General features: G+C 63.4%; 2 protein-coding genes. One reads left to right on the top strand and one right to left on the bottom strand.

Annotated elements, in window-relative coordinates; translation table 11 throughout:
* Nucleotides 1-140: 140 nt before the first annotated feature.
* A complete protein-coding gene (locus tag WBF82_RS24190; RefSeq protein ID WP_424385454.1) occupies nucleotides 141-1,034 on the bottom strand; it encodes a slipin family protein in 894 nt (297 codons plus the stop codon).
* A gap of 488 nt (nucleotides 1,035-1,522) precedes the next feature.
* On the opposite strand from WBF82_RS24190, the gene WBF82_RS24185 reads away from it, so the two are divergent.
* Complete coding sequence (locus WBF82_RS24185; protein ID WP_424385453.1) at nucleotides 1,523-2,326, top strand: GAF and ANTAR domain-containing protein; 804 nt, start codon at nucleotides 1,523-1,525, stop codon at nucleotides 2,324-2,326.
* The last annotated feature ends 262 nt before the right edge of the window (nucleotides 2,327-2,588 follow it).

Here is a 2,588-nt window from a genome sequence, read left to right as displayed (position 1 = left end):
CACAAGGTGCGATTACTGTCGACAAGTTGGAGGAGTCGGCGGTTGTCGACATGCGCTGCTGAGAGGATCGATCGACCTACGGCGCAGCCCGCTCGTTCCCGTGTGACGTGATGGTGGTAGCGGCCGGGAAGGGCAGACCGTCATGGGGTTCCAGTGGCCTTGATGTCAAGTCCGGCAACCAGGCCGTTTGCGGGCGGTGGGCCCGGTTGCGTTGACGTGTCGGCCCCATTCGCGGTGGCGACCGGTTGGGGTGGGGACGCGGCGGCCGCACCTTCTCTGGCGAGGAAGGCGCCCAGTTCACCGATCGCGCTCATGAGCGGCGCCGGGAACACGATCGTGGTGTTCTTCTCCACCCCCAGTTCGACAAGCGTTTGCAGGTTGCGCAGTTGCAATGCCAACGGGTGGGCCATCATCGTGTCCGACGCCTCACCCAACGCGGCCGCGGCCATCGATTCGCCCTCCGCCGCAATAATTTTGGCTCGCTTCTCGCGCTCGGCCTCGGCTTGCCGAGCCATCGCGCGCTTCATACTGTCGGGCAATTGGATGTCTTTGAGCTCGACCAGTGTCACTTCAACACCCCATTCGAGTGTCGCAATGTCGAGGATCTTTCGGATATCGGCGTTGATGGTGTCGGTCTCCGACAGCGCCTGGTCAAGGGTGTGCTGGCCGACCACCTTGCGCAGCGTGGTTTGCGCGATCTCGTTGATCGCGGCGTGGACGTTCTCGATGGCGATCACCGATTTCACCGCGTCAACAACCCGGAAGTAGGCGACCGCCGAAATGTCGACGCTGACGTTGTCGCGGGTGATGATGCCCTGGGACTGGATCGGCATCGTCACAATTCGCAGCGACACCTTCACCAGCCGATCGATGACAGGGATGATCACGGCCAGCCCAGGGTCCTTAACACCGACCACCTTGCCGAGGCGGAACAACACACCCTTCTCGTATTGGGTCACCACTCTGATCGACAACGACAACACGATCAGGGCGACAACGAGAAGCACCGCAACCAGCATGATCAAAGCTTTCATAGCATGTCCTTCGTAGGTATCGACGAATCTGGGGTTCGGCCCTCAACTGCGGGTGAAGCCGTTGTTACGCACGAGGAAGTCCGCGAGGCAGCCGACGTCGGGATCTGGGGCGCCAGAATGCGTGGATCATCAATGGGTTCGGTGGGTTCGGTCCGGGGTAAATCTGGCAGGGAAACGCCAGTATTGGCCGGAAGAAGTGAAGTGGTCATGGTGACCTGACGTGCATTGGATCACCGGCGTGTGAGGGTTCGGAGCCAATGCTCCTTGAGTCAAGCGGCGGACGGCTGAACTCATCCCGGACGAGCTGAAATTCTCAGCACTCTTGACGCTACACCCGTTGGACTGCTTGTGCGCGCGACAGTGTCCTTCTACGCCACCGCCGCCGGAGTAATATCGTCCTGACAACCATCTCGTGACGGTTGCGTCATGGGTAGGGTGCTGGGTTTCGGTGTCGATTCCCAGCTCCGCCAAGACTATTGAGCGCAGGTATGACGGAGTTCACCGAGGACGCCGACGGCTTACCGTTGGGGTCGCTGAGCGCGCAGCAGGCTACCGCTGATGCCGCCGATTTGCGCGGCGGGATCGAGGACCTGGCGGGCTTGGTGGCGGGCAGTCTGGGGTTGCCTGAGTTGCTGGCCGAGGTGTCGACGTTCGCGGTGCACGCGATACCGGGAGCCGACGGTGCCGGGGTTACCTTATTGCAGGTCGACCGGGTCGACAACATGGTGGAGACTTTGGCCGCGAGTGCCCGGTTTGTCGCCGAGATCGACGAGATTCAGTACGTGACCCTCAAGGAGGGACCCTGCATCACTGCGGCACTGGAGCGGCGGACGGTGCGGTGTGGGTCGTTGGGCGGGGAAAAGATGTGGCCGCGGTTCGGTCCGCGAGTGGGTCGCTTGGGCGTGCACAGTGCGCTGTCGCTGCCGCTGCTGCTGTCGGATCGGGTGATCGGCGCGATCAATGTCTACGCCCGCAGCAAAGACGTCTTCGATGAACACGCCGCCGAACTGGGGGAACTGTTCGCCAAACCCGCTGCGGTGGCGGTGCATAACGCCCAGGTCCTCGCACACGCGATGGCGTTGACCGCCCAGTTGCAGAAGGCGCTGTCGACGCGCCCGGTGATCGATCAGGCGATCGGCCTGATCCGGGGGCGCAGCGGGCGGAGCGCCGAGGAGGCGTTCACTCAGCTGCGGACGATCAGCCAAACCGAACACCGCAAATTGGCTGAGGTGGCCCAACACATCGTCGATGAAGCGGTGCGCCGCGCCCGCGCCCGACGCGACCCGATCTGAGCCCGAACCACCACGTCGGCCTGCAGCCGAACTCCCGCTGCAGCGTGTGACGCGCGTAGGTTGGTGGATGGGTAAACAGTCAACGCGACGGGTCCTGGCTTGCGTCGCGCGTTTCCCACCCTGCAGGCGACTCGCCTGTTCGGCACCGGCAGGCTCGATCCGCGCTCGGGCGCGCCCAGCGGAGCAAACTCGCCATGAAGATCAGTGCGGCCCTGGCCGCCGATTTGGGCATCCTCACCGCCGCCCTGGATGAGCCCGGTGC

Source organism: Mycobacterium sp. (assembly GCF_049673265.1).
Classification (GTDB): domain Bacteria; phylum Actinomycetota; class Actinomycetes; order Mycobacteriales; family Mycobacteriaceae; genus Mycobacterium.
The sequence above is the reverse complement of the archived record's forward strand: the minus strand, read 5'-3'. Positions and strand labels throughout refer to the sequence as shown.